Here is a 19,252-nt window from a genome sequence, read left to right as displayed (position 1 = left end):
TCGTGGGTAAAATCGTAGCAATCGCCAACCAGAAAGGTGGGGTCGGCAAAACAACAACGTGCATTAACTTAGCCGCTTCGATGGCAGCAACAAAGCGCAAGGTTTTGGTGATCGATCTCGACCCCCAAGGGAATGCTACGATGGCCAGTGGTGTCGATAAATACATGGTCGACGCCACCGCGTATGATCTTCTTGTAGAAGATGCCCCGTTTGATCAGGTCGTATGCACCGAAACATCTGGAAAATATGACCTGATTGCAGCAAATGGCGATGTTACCGCTGCTGAAATCAAGTTGATGGAAGTGTTCGCTCGAGAAGTGCGTTTAAAAAATGCACTTGCGTCAGTTCGCGATAACTATGATTTCATCTTTATCGATTGTCCCCCTTCTCTAAACCTTCTTACAATCAATGCTATGGCCGCAGCGGATTCTGTGCTGGTGCCGATGCAATGTGAATACTTTGCGTTAGAAGGTTTAACTGCTCTTATGGATACAATCAGCAAGTTAGCGGCCGTGGTCAATGAAAACCTCAAAATCGAGGGTTTACTGCGTACTATGTACGATCCTCGTAACCGCCTGTCTAATGAAGTATCCGACCAACTTAAAAAACACTTTGGTAGTAAAGTTTACCGTACTGTGATCCCACGTAATGTGCGTTTGGCCGAAGCGCCGAGCCACGGTAAACCTGCAATGTACTATGACAAGTACTCTGCTGGCGCCAAAGCGTATCTTGCTCTAGCGGGCGAAATGCTCCGCCGCGAAGAAATCCCAGTTTAACTCTAACCTAAGGAATTCATCCTATGTCTAAGCGTGGTCTTGGAAAAGGACTGGACGCGCTGCTTTCGACCAGTTCATTAGCGCGTGAAAAACAGCATATAGCATCGCACAGTCAAGCGTTGTCGGCTGACGGCGAGCTCGTGGATTTAGCGATTAGCCAATTGCAGCCAGGTGTGTACCAACCGCGTAAAGATATGGCACCAGAAGCGCTAGAAGAGCTGGCGGCTTCGATTCAGTCGCAAGGCATCATTCAGCCTATCGTGGTTCGCCAAGTGCCGAGCGGTCAGTTTGAAATCATTGCGGGTGAGCGTCGATGGCGCGCTGCAAAACAAGCGGGCTTGAAGCGTGTACCTTGTTTGGTCAAGAAAGTCGAAGATCGCGCGGCGATTGCGATGGCGTTGATTGAAAATATTCAGCGCGAAGACTTAAACGTTATTGAAGAAGCGCAAGCACTTGAACGCCTACAAGACGAATTCACGCTTACGCATCAACAAGTTGCCGATGTGATTGGCAAATCAAGAACGACGGTAAGTAACCTATTACGTCTAAATCAATTAGAGAATGACGTAAAAGGTCTGGTTGCCAACAAAAAATTAGAAATGGGTCATGCTAGAGCGCTATTGGCGTTAGATGGCGAGCAACAAGTCGAGATTGCACAGCTTGTTGCCAAGAAACAAATGACCGTTCGCCAAACCGAACAGTTAGTAAAAAAGTGCTTAGCCCCACAAAATGAGCAAAAAGCGCAACAAGAAGATATCGAAGCAGAGCAAATGTCGCATAAATTGAGTCTGCTGCTTGATGCTAAGGTTTCCGTTGTTCGCGCTGCAAGTGGCAAAGCGAAGCTAACGATAAGTCTTGATGAGCCTCACAAATTGGAGCAACTAATTGCCAAGCTAGAGGCCTAAGTGAGATAATTGATTTAGGTCAATTAATTAAAATAATCGAATTTTGTGTAAAAGTTGTCGGTTTGTAAACAAAAATGTAAGTTTTTGATGCAATATAATTGCATTCAAGCGGACTCACCGTATAATTTTTGCCAATTTCCCAGCACAGTGAGTTTAGTGCGAAGTGGATATTATTAGAGGTACGAATACATGGTAGCTGCGTTAGCTAGACCAGGACGAGAGCTCGCAAAGCAATTGTTAATGATCCAGTCTGGCGCGGTTATTTTTGTGGCTGCAGGAATGGCGATAGCCGTAAATCCTGAATGGGGACTTTCAGCGCTAGTGGGCGGTGGCATTTTTGTTGTTGCCAATGCCGTCTTTGCGTTATGTGCTTTTATGTTTAGTGGGGCTCGCGCTGCCAAGCGTGTCGCGGCGTCTTTCTATGCGGGTGAAGTTCTGAAAATCCTCATCACGGTTGTGTTGTTCTACGTAGCCTACATGTATATGCAGGTGGAACTTGTTCCCCTCAAACTAACCTATTTGCTGGTACTAGGTATTAATATCTGTGCACCAGTGCTATTCATTAACAACAAAAAATAGGATGAGTTATGGCTGCGCCAGGTGAAGCGCTAACATCGTCCGGATACATTGCCCACCACTTATCAAACCTTTCTTTAGCTAAGTTAGGCTTGGTAGCGGATGAAGCAAGTTTCTGGAACGTACATATCGATAGCCTGTTTTTTTCTTGGTTTACGGGTTTAATTTTCTTAGGAATTTTTTACAAAGTAGCGAAGAAAACAACAGCAGGTGTACCGGGTAAGCTTCAGTGTGCTGTAGAAATGATCGTTGAATTTGTCGCGGAAAACGTCAAAGACACGTTCCATGGACGCAACCCACTGATCGCGCCTTTAGCACTGACTATCTTTTGTTGGGTATTCTTGATGAACGTGATGGACTTAGTCCCGATCGACTTCTTGCCTTACCCAGCAGAGCATTGGCTAGGTATCCCTTATCTTAAGGTTGTACCGTCTGCTGATGTGAATATCACCATGGCTATGGCTCTAGGCGTTTTTGCATTGATGATTTACTACAGCATCAAAGTAAAAGGTCTAGGTGGATTCGCAAAAGAACTTGCACTACATCCATTCAATCACCCACTGATGATCCCGTTTAACCTACTGATCGAAGTGGTATCGCTACTTGCGAAACCTCTTTCACTTGGTATGCGTCTATTCGGTAACATGTTTGCGGGTGAGGTTGTATTCATTCTTTGTGCGGCAATGCTACCATGGTACTTGCAATGGATGGGTTCACTACCGTGGGCAATCTTCCATATCTTGGTTATTACGATTCAAGCCTTCGTATTCATGATGTTGACAATTGTTTACCTGTCAATGGCACACGAAGATTCTGATCATTAATTTTTTAAGCTTTTTATTTGGGCACTAAGCCAACAACTATAAATTGGAGATAGTAATGGAAACTTTACTGAGCTTTTCTGCAATCGCCGTAGGTATTATCGTCGGTCTTGCTTCTCTTGGTACAGCGATTGGTTTCGCACTGCTAGGTGGTAAATTCCTAGAAGGTGCAGCACGTCAACCAGAAATGGCTCCTATGCTACAAGTTAAGATGTTCATCATCGCTGGTCTACTTGATGCGGTTCCAATGATCGGTATCGTAATCGCGCTACTATTCACATTCGCAAACCCATTTGTGGGTCAACTAGCAGGCTAATTAACAACTCTGTTAATTGTATTTTTGTAGTTGATTCTTAAAAGGGAGTAGCTGTTGTGAATATAAACGCAACTCTGCTAGGTCAAGCAATCTCGTTCGCACTATTTGTGTGGTTCTGCATGAAGTATGTATGGCCGCCAATTATGCAAGCGATTGAAGAGCGTCAGAAGAAAATTGCTGATGGTCTTCATGCAGCTGAACGCGCTGCAAAAGACTTGGATCTAGCACAAGCCAACGCTTCTGATCAGTTGAAAGAAGCGAAGCGCACAGCAACAGAGATCATCGATCAAGCGAATAAACGTAAAGCTCAAATTATTGATGAAGCACGTGAGGAAGCTCAGGCAGAACGCCAGAAAATCCTAGCGCAAGCGGAAGCAGAACTTGAAGCAGAACGTAATCGTGCACGTGATGACCTGCGCAAACAAGTTGCTACTCTGGCTGTAGCTGGTGCTGAGAAAATCCTTGAGCGTGCGATCGATAAAGACGCTCAAAAAGATATTCTCGACAACATTACTGCAAAACTTTAAGTTTGGGGGCGCATATGTCTGATTTGACTACAATCGCACGCCCCTATGCTAAAGCAGCTTTCGACTTTGCTGTAGATAAAGACCAATTGGACCAATGGGGCCAAATGTTGTCTTTCGCTTCAGAAGTTGCCAAAAACGAACAAATGAAAGAGCTTTTAACGGGTTCTGTTTCTGCTGAAAAAATGGCAGAAATCTTTGTTGCGGTTTGCGGTGAACAAGTTGATGCACATGGCCAAAACCTGATTAAGGTGATGGCTGAGAATGGCCGTTTAAAGGCTCTTCCTGATGTTTGTGAACAATTTTTTGTTCTGAAACAAGAGCATGAGAAAGAAATCGATGTTGAAGTTATTTCAGCGTCAGAACTTTCTGATGAACAACAAGCAAACATCAGCACCAAACTTGAAGCGCGTCTTGAACGCAAAGTGAAGCTGAATTGCAGTGTAGATGAGACCCTACTTGGTGGGGTTATTATTCGAGCCGGAGACCTAGTCATCGATAACTCAGCGCGTGGTCGTTTGAACCGCCTGAGCGATGCATTGCAGTCTTAATGGGGATTGGAGCATGCAACTTAATTCCACGGAAATTAGCGATCTGATCAAACAACGTATCGAATCTTTCGAAGTTGTTAGTGAAGCTCGTAATGAGGGTACTATCGTATCGGTAAGCGATGGTATCATCCGCATCCACGGCCTAGCGGACGTGATGCAAGGTGAAATGATTGAATTACCGGGTGGCCGTTATGCACTAGCACTTAACCTTGAGCGTGACTCGGTTGGTGCGGTAGTAATGGGCCCATATGCTGACCTTAAGGAAGGCATGAAAGTTACAGGTACTGGCCGCATTCTTGAAGTGCCAGTTGGTCCAGAACTACTAGGCCGCGTAGTAAACACGCTAGGTGAGCCTATCGATGGTAAAGGTCCAATCGAAGCGAAACTGACTTCACCTGTAGAAGTGATTGCACCAGGTGTAATCGACCGTAAATCGGTAGATCAACCTGTGCAAACTGGTTATAAGTCTGTTGACTCAATGATCCCAATCGGTCGTGGTCAGCGTGAACTTATCATCGGTGACCGCCAGATTGGTAAAACAGCAATGGCGATCGATGCGATCATCAACCAGAAAAACTCAGGTATTTTCTCAATCTACGTAGCAATTGGTCAGAAAGCTTCGACCATCGCTAACGTAGTACGCAAACTAGAAGAGCATGGCGCACTAGCGAACACTATCGTTGTTGTGGCATCAGCTTCTGAGTCTGCTGCACTGCAATACCTAGCGCCATACGCTGGTTGTGCAATGGGTGAATACTTCCGCGATCGCGGTGAAGACGCACTGATTGTTTACGATGATCTATCTAAACAAGCGGTAGCTTACCGTCAGATCTCTCTACTACTAAAACGTCCACCAGGCCGTGAGGCATTCCCAGGTGACGTATTCTACCTACACTCGCGTCTACTAGAGCGTGCAGCTCGTGTAAACGAAGAGTACGTAGAGCGTTTCACTAACGGCGAAGTGAAAGGTAAGACAGGTTCTCTAACTGCGCTTCCTATCATCGAAACTCAAGCCGGTGACGTTTCAGCATTCGTACCGACTAACGTAATCTCGATTACCGATGGTCAGATCTTCCTACAAACTGAGCTATTCAACGCAGGTGTACGTCCAGCGGTTGACCCAGGTATCTCAGTATCTCGTGTAGGTGGTTCAGCTCAGACGAAAATCATCAAGAAGCTATCAGGCGGTATCCGTACTGCACTAGCTCAGTACCGTGAACTAGCGGCATTCGCACAGTTCGCATCTGACCTTGATGAAGCAACGAAGAAACAGCTAAACCATGGTCAAAAAGTTACAGAGCTAATGAAGCAGAAGCAGTACGCTCCTATGTCTGTATTTGACCAAGCACTAGTGATCTTCGCGGCAGAGCGCGGCTACTTAGCAGATGTTGAACTAAGCAAACTGCTAGATTTCGAAGCGGCTCTACTATCGTTCGCTCGCGCTCAATACGCTGAACTAGCGTCTGAGATCGACAAGACGGGTGCATACAACGATGAAATCGAAGCTCAGTTTAAAACGCTGACCGACGATTTTGTAGCAACCCAAACTTGGTAATTAGGTCGGTGGCAGTTTCTGCCACCAACTAACGGAGAGTAACGATGGCCGGCGCAAAAGAGATACGTAATAAAATCGGTAGTGTTAAAAGCACGCAGAAAATTACGAAAGCGATGGAAATGGTAGCAGCTTCAAAAATGCGTCGTTCTCAAGACGCAATGCAAGCTTCTCGTCCATACGCTGAAACAATGCGTAAAGTGATCGGTCATTTGGCTAACGCAAATCTAGAGTACCGTCATCCGTACCTAGAAGAGCGTGAAGCTAAACGTGTTGGTTACATCATCGTTTCAACAGACCGTGGTCTGTGTGGCGGTTTGAACATTAACGTGTTCAAGAAAGCCGTTTCAGACATGCAAGCATGGAAAGAGAAAGGCGCTGAAGTTGAGCTAGCTGTGATTGGCTCAAAAGCAACGGGTTTCTTTAGACATGGTGGCGCAAAAGTTGCGGCACAGGTTTCAGGTTTGGGTGATAACCCAACGCTTGAAGACCTTATCGGTTCTGTTGGCGTAATGCTTAAGAAATACGATGAAGGTGAACTGGACCGTTTATACGTAGTGTTCAACAAATTTGTGAATACTATGGTTCAGCAACCAACGATCGATCAATTGCTTCCTTTGCCTAAATCGGACAGCGAAGAGATGCAGCGTGAGCATTCATGGGACTACATCTACGAACCTGAACCAAAACCTCTATTAGATACGCTACTTGTGCGTTATGTAGAGTCTCAGGTATACCAAGGTGTGGTAGAGAATCTTGCTTGTGAGCAAGCGGCTCGAATGATTGCAATGAAGGCTGCAACGGACAACGCAACCAACTTGATTGAAGATTTAGAACTTGTGTACAACAAAGCTCGTCAGGCTGCGATCACACAAGAACTGTCTGAAATCGTTGGTGGTGCATCTGCGGTTTAAGCTTAGGTAAAACGAATTAGTTTAGAGGATTAACGATGGCTACAGGTAAGATCGTACAGATCATCGGTGCGGTAGTCGACGTAGAGTTCCCACAGAGCGATGTACCAAGTGTATACGACGCTCTAAACGTAACGGACTCAAAAGAGCGTCTAGTTCTTGAAGTTCAACAACAGCTAGGCGGTGGCGTAGTTCGTTGTATCGTAATGGGTAGCTCTGATGGTTTACGTCGTGGAGTTGAAGTGGTTAACACTGGCGCTCCAATTTCAGTACCAGTAGGTACTAAAACACTAGGTCGTATCATGAACGTCCTAGGTGACGCGATTGATGAGTGTGGTGAGATCGGTGCGGAAGAGACTTACTCTATCCACCGTCAAGCACCAAGCTACGAAGAGCAATCAAACGAAACAGCACTTCTAGAAACAGGTGTTAAGGTAATCGACTTGGTTTGTCCATTCGCTAAGGGTGGTAAAATCGGTCTATTCGGTGGTGCAGGTGTCGGTAAGACCGTTAACATGATGGAACTTATCAATAACATCGCACTACAACACTCTGGTCTATCCGTATTTGCGGGTGTTGGTGAGCGTACTCGTGAAGGTAACGATTTCTACTTTGAGATGCAGGAAGCGGGCGTTGTAAACGTTGAGAAGCCTGAAGAATCAAAAGTAGCGATGGTTTACGGTCAGATGAACGAGCCACCAGGTAACCGTCTACGTGTTGCACTGACGGGTCTAACAATGGCAGAGAAGTTCCGTGACGAAGGTCGTGACGTACTGCTATTCGTAGATAACATCTACCGTTACACACTAGCAGGTACAGAAGTATCAGCACTTCTAGGTCGTATGCCATCTGCGGTAGGTTACCAGCCAACACTTGCAGAAGAGATGGGTGTACTTCAGGAGCGTATCACGTCAACTAAGCATGGTTCTATCACGTCTGTACAGGCGGTATACGTACCTGCGGATGACTTGACTGACCCGTCTCCAGCAACCACGTTTGCGCACTTGGATGCAACGGTTGTACTTAACCGTAACATCGCTGCAATGGGTCTATACCCAGCAATCGACCCACTAGATTCTACATCTCGTATGCTAGATCCATTGGTTGTTGGTCAAGAGCACTATGATGTTGCGCGTGGCGTTCAACAAACGCTTCAGCGTTACAAAGAGCTAAAAGACATCATCGCGATTCTAGGTATGGACGAGCTATCTGAAGACGATAAGCAAGTTGTATCTCGTGCACGTAAGATTGAGCGTTTCCTAACTCAGCCTTACCACGTAGCGGAAGTATTTACAGGTGACCCAGGCGTTTACGTACCTCTTAAAGAGACTCTACGTGGCTTTAAAGGTCTACTAGCTGGTGAATACGATGACATTCCAGAGCAAGCGTTCATGTACTGCGGTACGATCGACGATGCGATTGAGAATGCTAAGAAGCTATAAGGCTAACTAGGAGGCGATATGGCACCAATAACCTTTCACCTAGACGTGGTAAGCGCAGAGAAGCAAATTTTCTCAGGTCGTGTTGAGACGTTTCAGGTGACCGGTAGTGAGGGTGAGCTTGGTATTTTCCATGGCCACACTCCGCTGCTGTCCGCTATTAAGCCTGGTATGGTGCGTATTGTGAAACAGCACGGCCACGAAGAGTTCATTTATGTCTCTGGTGGTATGGTCGAAGTTCAGCCGGGTACTGCTACAGTACTGGCTGATACAGCGATTCGTGGTGAAGATCTAGACGCAGCTAAGGCTGAAGAAGCTAAACGCCGCGCTGAGGAGCAAATCCAGAATCAGCACGGTGATATGGACTTCGCACAAGTGGCCAGCGAACTGGCTAAAGCCATTGCTCAGCTACGAGTTATCGAGCTGACGAAACAGCGCCGTTAATAGCAGTGTTGTTTTAATAGTGATAAAGGCGGTCATTCGACCGCCTTTTTGCTTTTTTTTCGACGTAAATTTTTTTTCAGCAATTAACTAATTGTCGATTAGTGTCTAAAATGGCAACCAATTTTGGTACAACGTCTATAGGTAAATTATGAAATTTAGCGCGGTTATCCTCGCTGCGGGCAAAGGGACTCGCATGTACTCTAATAAGCCAAAGGTACTTCATACCTTGGCTGGCAAGCCGATGGCGAAACACGTTATCGACACTTGCAGTGGTTTAGGTGCTCAGAATATTCATTTGGTCTATGGGCATGGTGGCGACCAAATGCAGACGACGCTAGCGAAAGAGCCAGTGAATTGGATTCTGCAAGCGGAGCAGCTAGGAACTGGTCACGCGGTTGATCAAGCATCGCCTCATTTTGAAGATGATGAGAAAATCCTCGTTCTTTATGGTGATGTTCCGCTGATTTCAGAAGAAACCATTGAAAGCTTGCTTGATGCTCAGCCTACGGGCGGTATTGCATTGCTTACGGTTGTGCTTGATAACCCAACCGGCTATGGCCGTATTGTTCGTAAAAATGGCCCTGTGGTTGCGATCGTAGAACAAAAAGATGCGACCGAAGAACAAAAAATGATTAAAGAGATCAACACTGGCGTTATGGTGGCGACTGGTGGTGATCTGAAGCGTTGGTTGTCTGGCTTAAACAACCAAAACGCACAAGGCGAATACTACTTAACCGACGTGATTGCGGCTGCGCACGACGAAGGTCGTGCCGTTGAAGCGGTACATCCTGTGAATGCGATTGAAGTTGAGGGTGTAAACGACCGTGCTCAACTGGCTCGTCTTGAGCGTGCATTCCAGTCAATGCAAGCCCAGAAACTGTTAGAGCAGGGCGTGATGCTCCGTGATCCTGCGCGTTTTGATCTCCGCGGTGAACTTCAATGTGGCATGGACTGTGAGATCGATGTGAACGTGATCATCGAGGGCAGTGTATCACTGGGTGATAATGTTGTGATCGGTACTGGCTGTGTTCTTAAAGACTGTGAAATCGACGATAACAGCATTGTTCGTCCGTACAGTGTGATTGAAGGGGCAACGGTTGGTGAAGAGTGTACGGTTGGACCATTTACTCGTCTTCGTCCTGGTGCGGAGATGCGTAACGATTCTCACGTGGGTAACTTCGTAGAAGTAAAAAACGCACGTATTGGCGAAGGTTCTAAAGCGAACCACCTAACTTACTTAGGTGATGCTGAGATTGGACAACGTACTAATATCGGCGCAGGTACTATCACTTGTAATTACGATGGTGCGAACAAATTTAAGACCATCATTGGTAATGACGTGTTTGTTGGCTCAGATAGTCAACTTGTTGCGCCGGTTAGTATTGCTGATGGTGCAACGATTGGTGCAGGCACCACGTTGACTAAAGATGTGGCTGAAAATGAACTCGTGATCACTCGTGCGAAAGAGCGAAAAATTGCCGGTTGGCAACGTCCAGTAAAGCAAAAGTAAGCCTGAGTTGCTTTCTTTGAGCAATAAAAAACAAAGCCGCTCATCATGAGCGGCTTTGTTGTATCTTAATGTGGTTTGTTATTGATCAGAGCTCTTCTTCTCTAACCACTCGTGCGTTGTCTGGAGTAGTGAAATGCTTAGACAGGTCGCGGTTAGACAGAATGTAACCCATCCACATCCCCCCCATACAGATTACAATAGCAATACCTGTCACCATTTGAGCTTGGCTTGCCATTGAAGCAACCAGTGCGCTAGATAGGCTGCTCACGGTAATTTGCAGGCTATTTTGCAGACCAGCAGCCGTTGCAGGGCTTTGCTGTGCGCTTGCTAACGCGCGGTTGACTACAATTGGGTACATCGCACCGTTTGCTACAGCGATTAAGCAAAATGGCGCTAGGATTGGCCAGATGGACGTTAATTCCCATTGTGATGCGATGAAAATCAGTAACGCAGCGACGCTGAATAGACCAATTAACTGACGCAGTACTTTCTCATCTCCAAACTTGCGTACACCAACTTTACCGAAGTAGCCACCAGCCATGAAAGCGATAGTTTGTGGAATAAAGCTCAAGCCAATGTCTTTCGCTTCGTAACCGAGTTGTGACATGATTTCTGGCATGCCTGTTAGGTAAGCAAAGAATGCTGCAGAAGCTGTCGCAAACATGAATACGTTACCTAAGTATGTTTTAGAGCTAAGCAGTGCCTTGATATCAGTAGACATACTGGTTTGTTTTACTTCTACGGCTTCATTTTTTTGTAGCATGGTTGCTGTCACTAGCAAAACACCCATGAAAGTCAGTGCGACGAAGATACTGTGCCAGCCAAAATTATCTGCCAGCAAGACACCGAGCTGAGGGGCCAACGCTGGTGATAAAGCCACTAGTGGCATAATGGTCGCAAAAATTTGCTGACTATTACTCGAGTGACGCTTTATCACCATCGCTTGCCAGATCACTGCTGGAGCACATACGCCGATTGCTTGAACAAAGCGCAATGCCAATAGTTGCCATACTTGATCGCTAAATGCTAAACCAAATGATGCAATGGTAAAGACTACTAAGCCTGCTGCCAGTGTATTACGGTGTCCAAACTTGTCTGAAGCTAAACCCCACATCAACTGACCAAAAGCCATACCAATAAGAAATACGGTCAATGATAGTGCGATTTGTTCTGGTCCTGTCGCAAAGTCGACTTCCATCGCTTTGAATGCAGGTAAGTACATGTCGGTCGCAATAAAGCCGAGCATGGATAGGGCAGCAAGGTAGATAAGCTGGAGTTTTGATATTTTCATGATTCAACCAATCAAATTATTTAATCATTTTTTGTTCAGTATGAGTTGTCACTCACCCCGATATATTTACCTCGCCATTCTATTTTTCGATTTTAAGAAAATAAAACGCTAAAATTGTTAGTTATCAATCAAAATTTTTGAAGGCTTGATGTTCATGTTCTCTAAATCTTCATTGGAAATGCTCGATACCGTTGCTCGTTTAGGCAGTTTTACTGCCGCAGCTGAGGTGTTGCATAAGGTGCCATCAGCAATCAGTTATGGTGTGCGGCAAGTGGAGCAAGAGCTGGATGTCGTGCTATTTCGGCGCTTACCAAGGAAAGTAGAATTGACCCCAGCTGGTGAGTTATTCATTGAAGAGGCTCGGTTATTGCTAAGGCAAATGGCTGAAGTTAAAGCACAAACTCGCCGTGCAGCTCAAGGTTGGCAGTCAACGCTTAAGCTCACTCTCGATAATGTGGTTAAGCTCGATAAGCTAAAGCCTTTAGTTGAAGATTTCTATCGAGAGTTCGAGTTCGCAGAGCTACAAATCAATATGGAAGTGTTCAATGGATCTTGGGAAGCGATAGCTCAGGGACGTGCCGATATTGTCGTCGGAGCCACCTCAGCGATTCCGGTTGGTGGGGATTTTGAAGTTAAAGACATGGGCGTGCTAGATTGGGCATTCGTGATGGCACCCGCGCATCCCTGTGTGCGTCAACAAGTGCTAACGGAAGCGTTTGTAAGTCAATTTCCGGCGATATGCCTAGATGACACCTCGAATGTGCTGCCAAAACGTCATACTGGGCATTACCCTAAACAACGTCGTTTGTTACTACCAAATTGGTATAGTGCGATTGAATGCTTAAAGAATGGTGTCGGGGTCGGGTACATGCCACGCCATATCGCCATGCCATTGATCAATGATGGAGTGCTGGTGGAAAAAGTATTGCCGGACGATAAGCCGATTAGTCAGTGTTGCTTAGTCTGGCGAAAAGACGATAACCATAAGCTAATACAGTGGATGGTGGACTATCTAGGTGCTCCAAACCAGTTGCATCAAGATTGGTTACAGTATTAATAAAACAGCCATCTTCTGTTGAAGATGGCTGCTTCAATATCGTTAAGACACATGGGAGTTAAGACAAAAAGAACTTGTACGATGGGTTATCTGTTTCGTCTTTACATTGGTAGCCAAGTTCTCGTAAATGCGTAGAAAACTGCGCTAAGTCGCTTTCATCTAGCTCAAAACCACACAAAACACGACCGTAGTCTGCGCCATGGTTGCGATAATTGAATAAACTGATATTCCAATGGGTGCCAAGTGTGCTTAGGAATTTGAGTAGCGCACCAGGGTATTCAGGAAATTCAAAGCTGTAGAGGCGCTCTTTGAGCGGTTTCGATGGTTTTCCGCCGATCATATAACGTATGTGCAGTTTCGCCATTTCGTCATCAGAAAGGTCAACGACAGGGTAGCCACCATCTCGTAGGTCGTGAATGATGTTTTCGAGCTCTTCCTGTCCACCTTGCAAACGAACACCGACAAAGATATTCGCGAGTGCGTCGTCGTTATAACGATAGTTAAACTCTGTCACTGCACGACCGCCAATCAAGTTACAGAACTCAAAGAATGCACCTTGACGCTCTGGGATGGTGACAGCAAGCAGGCCCTCGCGCTTCTCACCCAGTTCACAGCGCTCGGAAACATAACGCAAACCATGGAAGTTAGTGTTTGCGCCAGACAGTACGGTACCTAGACTCTTACCTTTCAACTTGTGCTGTTCAGCAAACTTCTTCAAACCCGCCAGAGCAAGTGCGCCAGACGGCTCAGCAATGGCGCGAGTGTCTTCAAAGATGTCTTTTACCGCGGCGCAGATTTCGTCACTGGAGACCGCGATGTGGCCATCAATGTACTTCTGACACAGGCGGAATGTCTCTTCACCAATGCGCTTTACTGCGACGCCATCGGCAAACATGCTGACTTGATCAAGTACGACTGGTTCTCCCGCATCCAGTGCCGCTTTTAGGCACGAGGAGTCCTCTGGTTCGACGGCAATCACTTTGATTTCTGGCATTAATTGTTTCACCAGTACTGCCACGCCAGCGGCTAAACCACCACCACCGACAGGAACGAAAATGTAATCAAGGTGACCATTTTGCTGCAGCATTTCCATGCCGATGGTGCCTTGACCCGCAATTACCAATGGATGGTCGAATGGTGGTACAAAGGTGTAACCATGCTGCTCAGAAAGACGTTCGGCTTCGGCTTTTGCTTCATCAAAGTTGCTGCCGTGGAGCACCACATTGCCACCAAAACTGCGCACTGCATCGACTTTAATATCTGGTGTGGTCTTAGGCATCACGATGGTGGTTGTGATACCAAGCTTAGTGCCTGAAAGTGCCATGCCTTGTGCGTGGTTGCCCGCGGATGCCGCAATGACGCCCGCGGCTTTTTGTGCCTCAGATAAACTTGCCACCATGTTGTATGCGCCACGCAGCTTGAATGAGTGCACAGGCTGGCGATCTTCACGCTTGATTTGCACATGATTACCGATACGCTCAGTAAGGCGAGGCATATCTTGTAGTGGTGTCACCGTTGCGACTTCGTACACAGGCGCTCGGAGGATTTGGCGCAGATAGTCTGCGCCAGTTTGAGGCTCTTGCCCTGAAAATAGAGAATCGGTCATAAGCTAACCCTCTAGCTTCGACTTGTCTCGTACCGCGCCTTTGTCAGCACTGGTCGCCATACTTGCGTACGCTTTGAGTGCAAATGAAACTTCACGTTGGCGGTCAACAGGTTTCCAGCCTAGCTCGTCTTGTTTTGCACGGCGCTCAGCAAGTTCTTGTTCAGAAACTTGGAGTGAAATTGAACGGTTTGGAATATCAATCGCGATCATATCGCCTTGTTTAACCAAACCAATAGCACCGCCGTTTGCGGCTTCTGGAGAGGCGTGACCGATAGATAGACCTGATGTTCCGCCAGAGAAACGACCGTCAGTTAGAAGCGCGCACTCTTTACCAAGACCCATTGATTTTAGGTAAGTGGTTGGGTAAAGCATTTCTTGCATGCCCGGACCACCTTTAGGACCTTCGTAGCGGATAACAACCACATCGCCTGCTTTTACTTTGCCACCCAAGATGCCTTCTACGGCGTCTTCTTGGCTTTCAAATACTACGGCAGGGCCTGTGAACTTATGAATGCTCTCATCAACGCCTGCTGTTTTAACGATACAGCCATCCAGTGCGATGTTGCCTGATAGAACGGCTAGACCACCTTCTTGGCTAAAGGCGTTTTCTTTGGTGCGAATACAACCTTCTGCACGGTCGTCATCAAGACGATCCCAGCGACAGTCTTGTGAGAAAGCTTGAGTGGTACGAATGCCAGCAGGGCCAGCTCGGAAGAACTTAAGTACGTCTTCGTCTTCTGTTTGAATGATGTCGTATTTCGCCAGCTGTTCTTTCATTGAAAGACCAAGTACGGTACGCGCATCATTGTGGAGTAAGCCCGCACGATCTAATTCGCCAAGGATTGCCATTACACCACCAGCGCGGTGCACGTCTTCCATATGATATTTCTGGGTAGATGGTGCCACTTTACACAAGTGTGGCACTTGGCGAGACAGGCGATCGATATCTTCCATATCGAAATCCACTTCACCTTCTTGCGCCGCAGCTAATAGGTGCAAAATGGTGTTGGTCGAGCCACCCATTGCAATATCCAGTGCCATCGCGTTTTCGAACGCATCAAACGTAGCGATGTTGCGTGGCAGTGCTGATTCGTCATCTTGTTCGTAGTAACGACGAGTCAGTTCAACGATACGACGACCTGCATTAAGGAACAGTTGTTCACGGTCTGCGTGCGTTGCCAGCATAGAGCCGTTGCCAGGTTGAGAAAGACCCAGTGCTTCCGTTAGGCAGTTCATCGAGTTTGCGGTAAACATGCCTGAACACGATCCACAAGTTGGACATGCACTGCGCTCGATCTGCTCGCTTTGCTCATCAGACACTTTTGGATCCGCGCCTTGGATCATTGCATCAACAAGGTCTAGCTTGATGATCTGATCTGAAAGCTTGGTTTTACCCGCTTCCATCGGGCCACCAGAGACAAAGATAACAGGGATGTTAAGACGCATAGATGCCATCAACATTCCCGGAGTGATTTTGTCACAGTTAGAGATACACACCATCGCATCAGCACAGTGTGCGTTCACCATGTACTCCACAGAGTCAGCGATCAGTTCACGAGATGGCAGTGAGTACAGCATACCGCCGTGACCCATTGCGATACCATCATCAACCGCGATGGTATTGAATTCTTTAGCGATGCCGCCGGCTTTTTCGATTTCACGTGCTACAAGCTGACCCATGTCTTTTAGGTGTACGTGACCCGGAACAAATTGAGTAAACGAGTTTACAACAGCGATGATTGGCTTACCGAAGTCTTCATCTTTTACGCCGGTTGCACGCCACAGTGCGCGAGCCCCCGCCATGTTACGACCATGTGTGGTGGTAGCTGATCTATATTTTGGCATTTCCTAATCCTTCTTACTTCTGTTCTGGGTACACATAGTCTAACCAGCCCCACTTATCTTCTGTGGTGCCGTTAAATAGGCCAAAGTAGGCCGCTTGCAGTTCTTTAGTGATTGGGCCGCGTTTACCGGTGCCCACTTCAATTTTGTCGATGGTTGCTACTGGCACAACTTCGGCTGCGGTACCTGTCATAAAGACTTCATCGGCAAGGTAAAGTGCTTCACGCGCAATGTTCGCTTCGCGCACTTCATAACCTTTATCGCGTGCGATGGTCATGATTGAATCACGAGTGATGCCCGGCAAAATTGCACTGGTTGCTGGTGGTGTGGTGATCACGCCGTCTTTGATAACAAAGATGTTTTCACCCGCCCCTTCCGATAGATAACCATCGACGCTCAGAGCGATACCCTCGTCGTAACCGTGACGACGTGCTTCACCGCCAACCAACAGTGAAGATAGGTAGTTACCGCCTGCTTTAGCCGCAGTAGGGATGGTATTTGGTGCTGCACGGTTCCAGCTTGAAATCATGGCATCAACGCCAGCTTCTAGCGCTTCTTCACCCAAGTAAGATCCCCAAGGGAAAGCCGCAATGATCAGGTCCATCTCTGTGCCAACTGGAGGACATACGCCTAAGCCAACATTACCGACAAAACCCAATGGACGAATGTAAGCACTGTCGAGTTTGTTCTGGCGAAGGGTTTCGCGTGTTGCTTCCATGATTTCTTCTACAGAGAATGGGATCGGGAAGCGGTAAATCTTGGCAGAGTCTTTTAAACGTTGTGCATGCTCACGGTGACGGAAAACAATTGGTCCTTTTGGCGTGTTGTAGCAGCGTACGCCTTCAAATACAGAGGTGCCGTAGTGCATTGCGTGAGTCAGAACGTGAACGTTCGCCTCTGCCCACGGAACCATCTCACCATTAAACCAAATGAAATCTGCAGTTTTCGTTGCCATTTATTGCCTTCCTTATGCACTCACGTGTTGTTGTAAGTTGTGATTTGGGAGTTCATCGTTGCGGATCTTAAGTACCTCAACGGTGCGAATGTCCCACAACTTCTCAATTTGATTGACCAAAAACGAGATAGGTCGATCGCTGTCGACGATGATCTCGACGCTGGCTACTTTGCTTTCGTGGTTTTGGGTAGCAGCGACTTGTTTGATCACAAAGCCTCGGTGACGAATCACACGAAGAACGCGCTCCAACAATACCGGTTTATCATCGGCTTTGATGTCGAGTAAATATCTGTCCATGCGATTGTCTCCTAAGTGTTTTCCAACATATCACTGTTTGATGCACCAGGTGGTACAAGTGGCCACACGTTCTCTTCTTCGTCGATTAAAACGTGAAGCATGTAAGAAGTCTTACTTTCTAGCATCTCTTTGAGAGCCGGTTCGACTTCTTCTTTCTTGGTGATGGTTTTGCCCGGGATATCGAACGCTTTGGCAAGCATCACGAAGTCTGGGTTGTCATCAAGAATGGTTTCGCTGTGGCGGCCATCAAAGAACAGCGACTGCCATTGGCGAACCATGCCAAGACGTTGGTTATTAAGAAGGACAATCTTCACTGGGATCTGACGACGCTTCAGCGTGCCCAATTCCTGCACGTTCATCATAAATGAGCCGTCACCTGTAATAAGGATAGACTGATCATCAGGACGTGCGACTGCAGCGCCCATCGCCGCTGGTAAGCCAAAGCCCATGGTGCCAAGGCCAGCAGAAGTGATGAAGTTTTGCGGATCGCGCGGTTGGATGTGTTGTGCTGCCCACATCTGATGTTGACCTACATCGGTCGAAACCATTGAGCTATCCGGCATCATGTTTGACAACTGTTTAAGTAGCAGTGGTGCGTAAATCAACTCGCCCGGGTGGTCGTAACGCCATTTGAATCCGCTTCGTAGGCTTTCACTGTGATGTACCCAAGGGGTGATGTCTTGAGTTAGCTCTAATAGAGGAAGAATCTTGCTGATCTCACCACGAAGTGGTGCATTGGCATGGCGTAGCTTATGAATTTCAGCCGCATCGATATCGATATGGATGACTTTGGCATTGGGTGCAAACGTGTCGAGCTTACCCGTCACTCGGTCATCAAAACGTGCCCCAACCACGATTAAAAGGTCACACTCTTGAACCACTAGGTTGGCAGCTTTGGTGCCGTGCATACCCAACATGCCTAGATAGTGTGGGTCGTGTCGTTCAATGGTACCCAAACCTTTTAGTGTGCTTACCGCAGGCATTGGGTTTAAGCGTAGAAACTCGCGTACTGAGTCTGTCGCTTTGGCAATTTGTACACCACCACCGACGTATAAAACCGGACGAGTTGAAGCGGATAGTACTTCTTGAGCTCGCTGGATATCGGCGTCACTCGCTAATGGAGCAGCTGGTGGAACAAAAGGAGGCAGTAATTCGGTTGGTGCTTGGGCGAGCTGAACGTCTTTGGCGATATCGACAATCACTGGACCAGGACGACCCGTTTTGGCTACTTCGAACGCTTCGGCTAGCGTTGGGGCAAGGTCTTCAATCTCGGTCACTAGATAACTGTGTTTGGTGCAGGCTAGAGACATTCCGATCACATCCATTTCTTGGAAAGCATCAGTACCAATATGAGAACTTGCAACCTGGCCAGTAATGGCGACGAGAGGAACGGAATCGAGAAAAGCATCGGCAAGGCCAGTAACAAGGTTGGTGGCCCCTGGTCCGGAAGTGGCCATACAAACGGCAACGTCTTGTGTCGAACGAGCCATTCCGATGGCGGCCATTGCGGCTCCTTGCTCATGACGGCATAAGATGTGTTCTACACCACCGTCATACAATGCATCGTATATTGGCATGATGGCTCCACCAGGATAGCCAAATACGGTCTTGATGCCTTGCTGTCTTAAAGCGGCTACGACAAGTTGTGCTCCTGTCATCGTAAACCTCCTTTGCTACGTTGTGGCTCGTAGCTATCGCCATGTGTTTTGCACTTCATGTGCACTCCCATTCTTCCCGTTAAGCTGTCCGATGGTTAGACAGATGACAACCTATTAGCTGTAAAAACCTAGTTGTAAAAAAACCCCCGGACTTTTCAGTGCGGGGGTTTTTTTTATTGTGTGGTTATCTTTCGCCCACAATACCCCGCGCGGTGCCAATA

At 47.1% G+C, this 19,252-nt stretch carries 19 protein-coding genes; 13 read left to right on the top strand and 6 right to left on the bottom strand.

The genetic code is table 11. The features are described 5' to 3' along the window. The first annotated feature begins 2 nt into the window (after positions 1-2). The 12 genes from VA249_RS14620 to glmU all read left to right on the top strand — a co-directional run bounded on the left by VA249_RS14620 (position 3) and on the right by glmU (position 10,325). Positions 3-776: a ParA family protein gene (locus VA249_RS14620; protein ID WP_221068393.1), complete on the top strand. Its 774-nt coding sequence runs from the start codon at positions 3-5 to the stop codon at positions 774-776. 23 nt (positions 777-799) lie between these two features. Continuing rightward, positions 800-1,681, top strand: coding sequence for a ParB/RepB/Spo0J family partition protein (locus VA249_RS14615; RefSeq protein ID WP_128812202.1), 882 nt, complete (start codon positions 800-802; stop codon positions 1,679-1,681). A 189-nt stretch (positions 1,682-1,870) separates the two neighbouring features. Continuing rightward, a complete protein-coding gene (locus tag VA249_RS14610) occupies positions 1,871-2,260 on the top strand; it encodes a F0F1 ATP synthase subunit I (protein WP_128812200.1) in 390 nt (129 codons plus the stop codon). 8 nt (positions 2,261-2,268) lie between these two features. Further along, positions 2,269-3,081: a F0F1 ATP synthase subunit A gene (gene atpB, locus VA249_RS14605; protein WP_010444751.1), complete on the top strand. Its 813-nt coding sequence runs from the start codon at positions 2,269-2,271 to the stop codon at positions 3,079-3,081. A 55-nt stretch (positions 3,082-3,136) separates the two neighbouring features. Continuing rightward, positions 3,137-3,394, top strand: coding sequence for a F0F1 ATP synthase subunit C (gene atpE, locus VA249_RS14600; protein ID WP_005372317.1), 258 nt, complete (start codon positions 3,137-3,139; stop codon positions 3,392-3,394). A 56-nt stretch (positions 3,395-3,450) separates the two neighbouring features. Next, positions 3,451-3,921, top strand: a complete 471-nt coding sequence (gene atpF, locus VA249_RS14595) for a F0F1 ATP synthase subunit B (protein ID WP_128812198.1) — start codon at positions 3,451-3,453, stop codon at positions 3,919-3,921. A gap of 14 nt (positions 3,922-3,935) precedes the next feature. Further along, positions 3,936-4,469 (top strand): F0F1 ATP synthase subunit delta, encoded by a 534-nt coding sequence (gene atpH, locus VA249_RS14590; RefSeq protein WP_211915680.1) that lies wholly within the window; start codon positions 3,936-3,938, stop codon positions 4,467-4,469. A gap of 13 nt (positions 4,470-4,482) precedes the next feature. After that, positions 4,483-6,024, top strand: coding sequence for a F0F1 ATP synthase subunit alpha (gene atpA, locus VA249_RS14585; protein WP_128812194.1), 1,542 nt, complete (start codon positions 4,483-4,485; stop codon positions 6,022-6,024). A gap of 44 nt (positions 6,025-6,068) precedes the next feature. Beyond that, positions 6,069-6,935, top strand: coding sequence for a F0F1 ATP synthase subunit gamma (gene atpG, locus VA249_RS14580; protein ID WP_128812192.1), 867 nt, complete (start codon positions 6,069-6,071; stop codon positions 6,933-6,935). A 35-nt stretch (positions 6,936-6,970) separates the two neighbouring features. Further along, on the top strand, positions 6,971-8,374 hold the full coding sequence (atpD, locus tag VA249_RS14575; RefSeq protein ID WP_128812190.1) for a F0F1 ATP synthase subunit beta: 1,404 nt from the start codon (positions 6,971-6,973) through the stop codon (positions 8,372-8,374). Positions 8,375-8,392: 18 nt separating this feature from the next. After that, on the top strand, positions 8,393-8,815 hold the full coding sequence (locus VA249_RS14570) for a F0F1 ATP synthase subunit epsilon (protein ID WP_099080480.1): 423 nt from the start codon (positions 8,393-8,395) through the stop codon (positions 8,813-8,815). A 148-nt stretch (positions 8,816-8,963) separates the two neighbouring features. Next, the gene (glmU, locus tag VA249_RS14565; RefSeq protein ID WP_221068392.1) at positions 8,964-10,325 is read left to right on the top strand and encodes a bifunctional UDP-N-acetylglucosamine diphosphorylase/glucosamine-1-phosphate N-acetyltransferase GlmU; all 1,362 of its coding nucleotides are present in this window, start codon (positions 8,964-8,966) and stop codon (positions 10,323-10,325) included. 85 nt (positions 10,326-10,410) lie between these two features. Here the strand turns inward: glmU and punC are convergent, their stop codons facing one another. Further along, positions 10,411-11,616: a purine nucleoside transporter PunC gene (gene punC / locus VA249_RS14560; protein WP_221068391.1), complete on the bottom strand. Its 1,206-nt coding sequence runs from the start codon at positions 11,614-11,616 to the stop codon at positions 10,411-10,413. 154 nt (positions 11,617-11,770) lie between these two features. Here punC and punR point away from each other — a divergent pair, with 154 nt between their 5' ends. Next, positions 11,771-12,673: a DNA-binding transcriptional activator PunR gene (punR, locus tag VA249_RS14555; RefSeq protein WP_221068390.1), complete on the top strand. Its 903-nt coding sequence runs from the start codon at positions 11,771-11,773 to the stop codon at positions 12,671-12,673. A 58-nt stretch (positions 12,674-12,731) separates the two neighbouring features. Here punR and ilvA read toward each other — a convergent pair whose 3' ends face one another. From ilvA to ilvG, 5 genes are read right to left on the bottom strand one after another with little or no spacing between them, the layout of a single operon-like run. Continuing rightward, positions 12,732-14,279 (bottom strand): threonine ammonia-lyase, biosynthetic, encoded by a 1,548-nt coding sequence (gene ilvA, locus VA249_RS14550; RefSeq protein WP_211915686.1) that lies wholly within the window; start codon positions 14,277-14,279, stop codon positions 12,732-12,734. A gap of 3 nt (positions 14,280-14,282) precedes the next feature. After that, the gene (gene ilvD / locus VA249_RS14545) at positions 14,283-16,124 is read right to left on the bottom strand and encodes a dihydroxy-acid dehydratase (protein WP_221068389.1); all 1,842 of its coding nucleotides are present in this window, start codon (positions 16,122-16,124) and stop codon (positions 14,283-14,285) included. A gap of 13 nt (positions 16,125-16,137) precedes the next feature. After that, on the bottom strand, positions 16,138-17,076 hold the full coding sequence (gene ilvE, locus VA249_RS14540; RefSeq protein WP_005429790.1) for a branched-chain-amino-acid transaminase: 939 nt from the start codon (positions 17,074-17,076) through the stop codon (positions 16,138-16,140). 12 nt (positions 17,077-17,088) lie between these two features. Further along, the gene (ilvM, locus tag VA249_RS14535) at positions 17,089-17,373 is read right to left on the bottom strand and encodes an acetolactate synthase 2 small subunit (RefSeq protein ID WP_005440786.1); all 285 of its coding nucleotides are present in this window, start codon (positions 17,371-17,373) and stop codon (positions 17,089-17,091) included. An 11-nt stretch (positions 17,374-17,384) separates the two neighbouring features. Next, a complete protein-coding gene (ilvG, locus tag VA249_RS14530) occupies positions 17,385-19,031 on the bottom strand; it encodes an acetolactate synthase 2 catalytic subunit (RefSeq protein WP_221068388.1) in 1,647 nt (548 codons plus the stop codon). Between the last annotated feature and the right edge of the window lie 221 nt (positions 19,032-19,252).

The sequence above is a fragment of the Vibrio alfacsensis genome (assembly GCF_019670485.1).
GTDB classification, from domain to species: domain Bacteria; phylum Pseudomonadota; class Gammaproteobacteria; order Enterobacterales; family Vibrionaceae; genus Vibrio; species Vibrio alfacsensis.
Note: the sequence above shows the minus strand (reverse complement) of the source record. Positions and strands in the feature narration are given on the sequence as shown.

Coding starts and splice junctions, on each gene's coding strand:
- VA249_RS14615 (WP_128812202.1), top strand. CDS start 800: ATGTCTAAGCGTGGTCTTGGAAAAGGACTGGACGCGCTGCTTTCGACC.
- VA249_RS14610 (WP_128812200.1), top strand. CDS start 1,871: ATGGTAGCTGCGTTAGCTAGACCAGGACGAGAGCTCGCAAAGCAATTG.
- atpB (WP_010444751.1), top strand. CDS start 2,269: ATGGCTGCGCCAGGTGAAGCGCTAACATCGTCCGGATACATTGCCCAC.
- atpE (WP_005372317.1), top strand. CDS start 3,137: ATGGAAACTTTACTGAGCTTTTCTGCAATCGCCGTAGGTATTATCGTC.
- atpH (WP_211915680.1), top strand. CDS start 3,936: ATGTCTGATTTGACTACAATCGCACGCCCCTATGCTAAAGCAGCTTTC.
- atpA (WP_128812194.1), top strand. CDS start 4,483: ATGCAACTTAATTCCACGGAAATTAGCGATCTGATCAAACAACGTATC.
- atpG (WP_128812192.1), top strand. CDS start 6,069: ATGGCCGGCGCAAAAGAGATACGTAATAAAATCGGTAGTGTTAAAAGC.
- atpD (WP_128812190.1), top strand. CDS start 6,971: ATGGCTACAGGTAAGATCGTACAGATCATCGGTGCGGTAGTCGACGTA.
- VA249_RS14570 (WP_099080480.1), top strand. CDS start 8,393: ATGGCACCAATAACCTTTCACCTAGACGTGGTAAGCGCAGAGAAGCAA.
- glmU (WP_221068392.1), top strand. CDS start 8,964: ATGAAATTTAGCGCGGTTATCCTCGCTGCGGGCAAAGGGACTCGCATG.
- punC (WP_221068391.1), bottom strand. CDS start 11,616: ATGAAAATATCAAAACTCCAGCTTATCTACCTTGCTGCCCTATCCATG.
- punR (WP_221068390.1), top strand. CDS start 11,771: ATGTTCTCTAAATCTTCATTGGAAATGCTCGATACCGTTGCTCGTTTA.
- ilvA (WP_211915686.1), bottom strand. CDS start 14,279: ATGACCGATTCTCTATTTTCAGGGCAAGAGCCTCAAACTGGCGCAGAC.
- ilvD (WP_221068389.1), bottom strand. CDS start 16,124: ATGCCAAAATATAGATCAGCTACCACCACACATGGTCGTAACATGGCG.
- ilvE (WP_005429790.1), bottom strand. CDS start 17,076: ATGGCAACGAAAACTGCAGATTTCATTTGGTTTAATGGTGAGATGGTT.
- ilvM (WP_005440786.1), bottom strand. CDS start 17,373: ATGGACAGATATTTACTCGACATCAAAGCCGATGATAAACCGGTATTG.
- ilvG (WP_221068388.1), bottom strand. CDS start 19,031: ATGACAGGAGCACAACTTGTCGTAGCCGCTTTAAGACAGCAAGGCATC.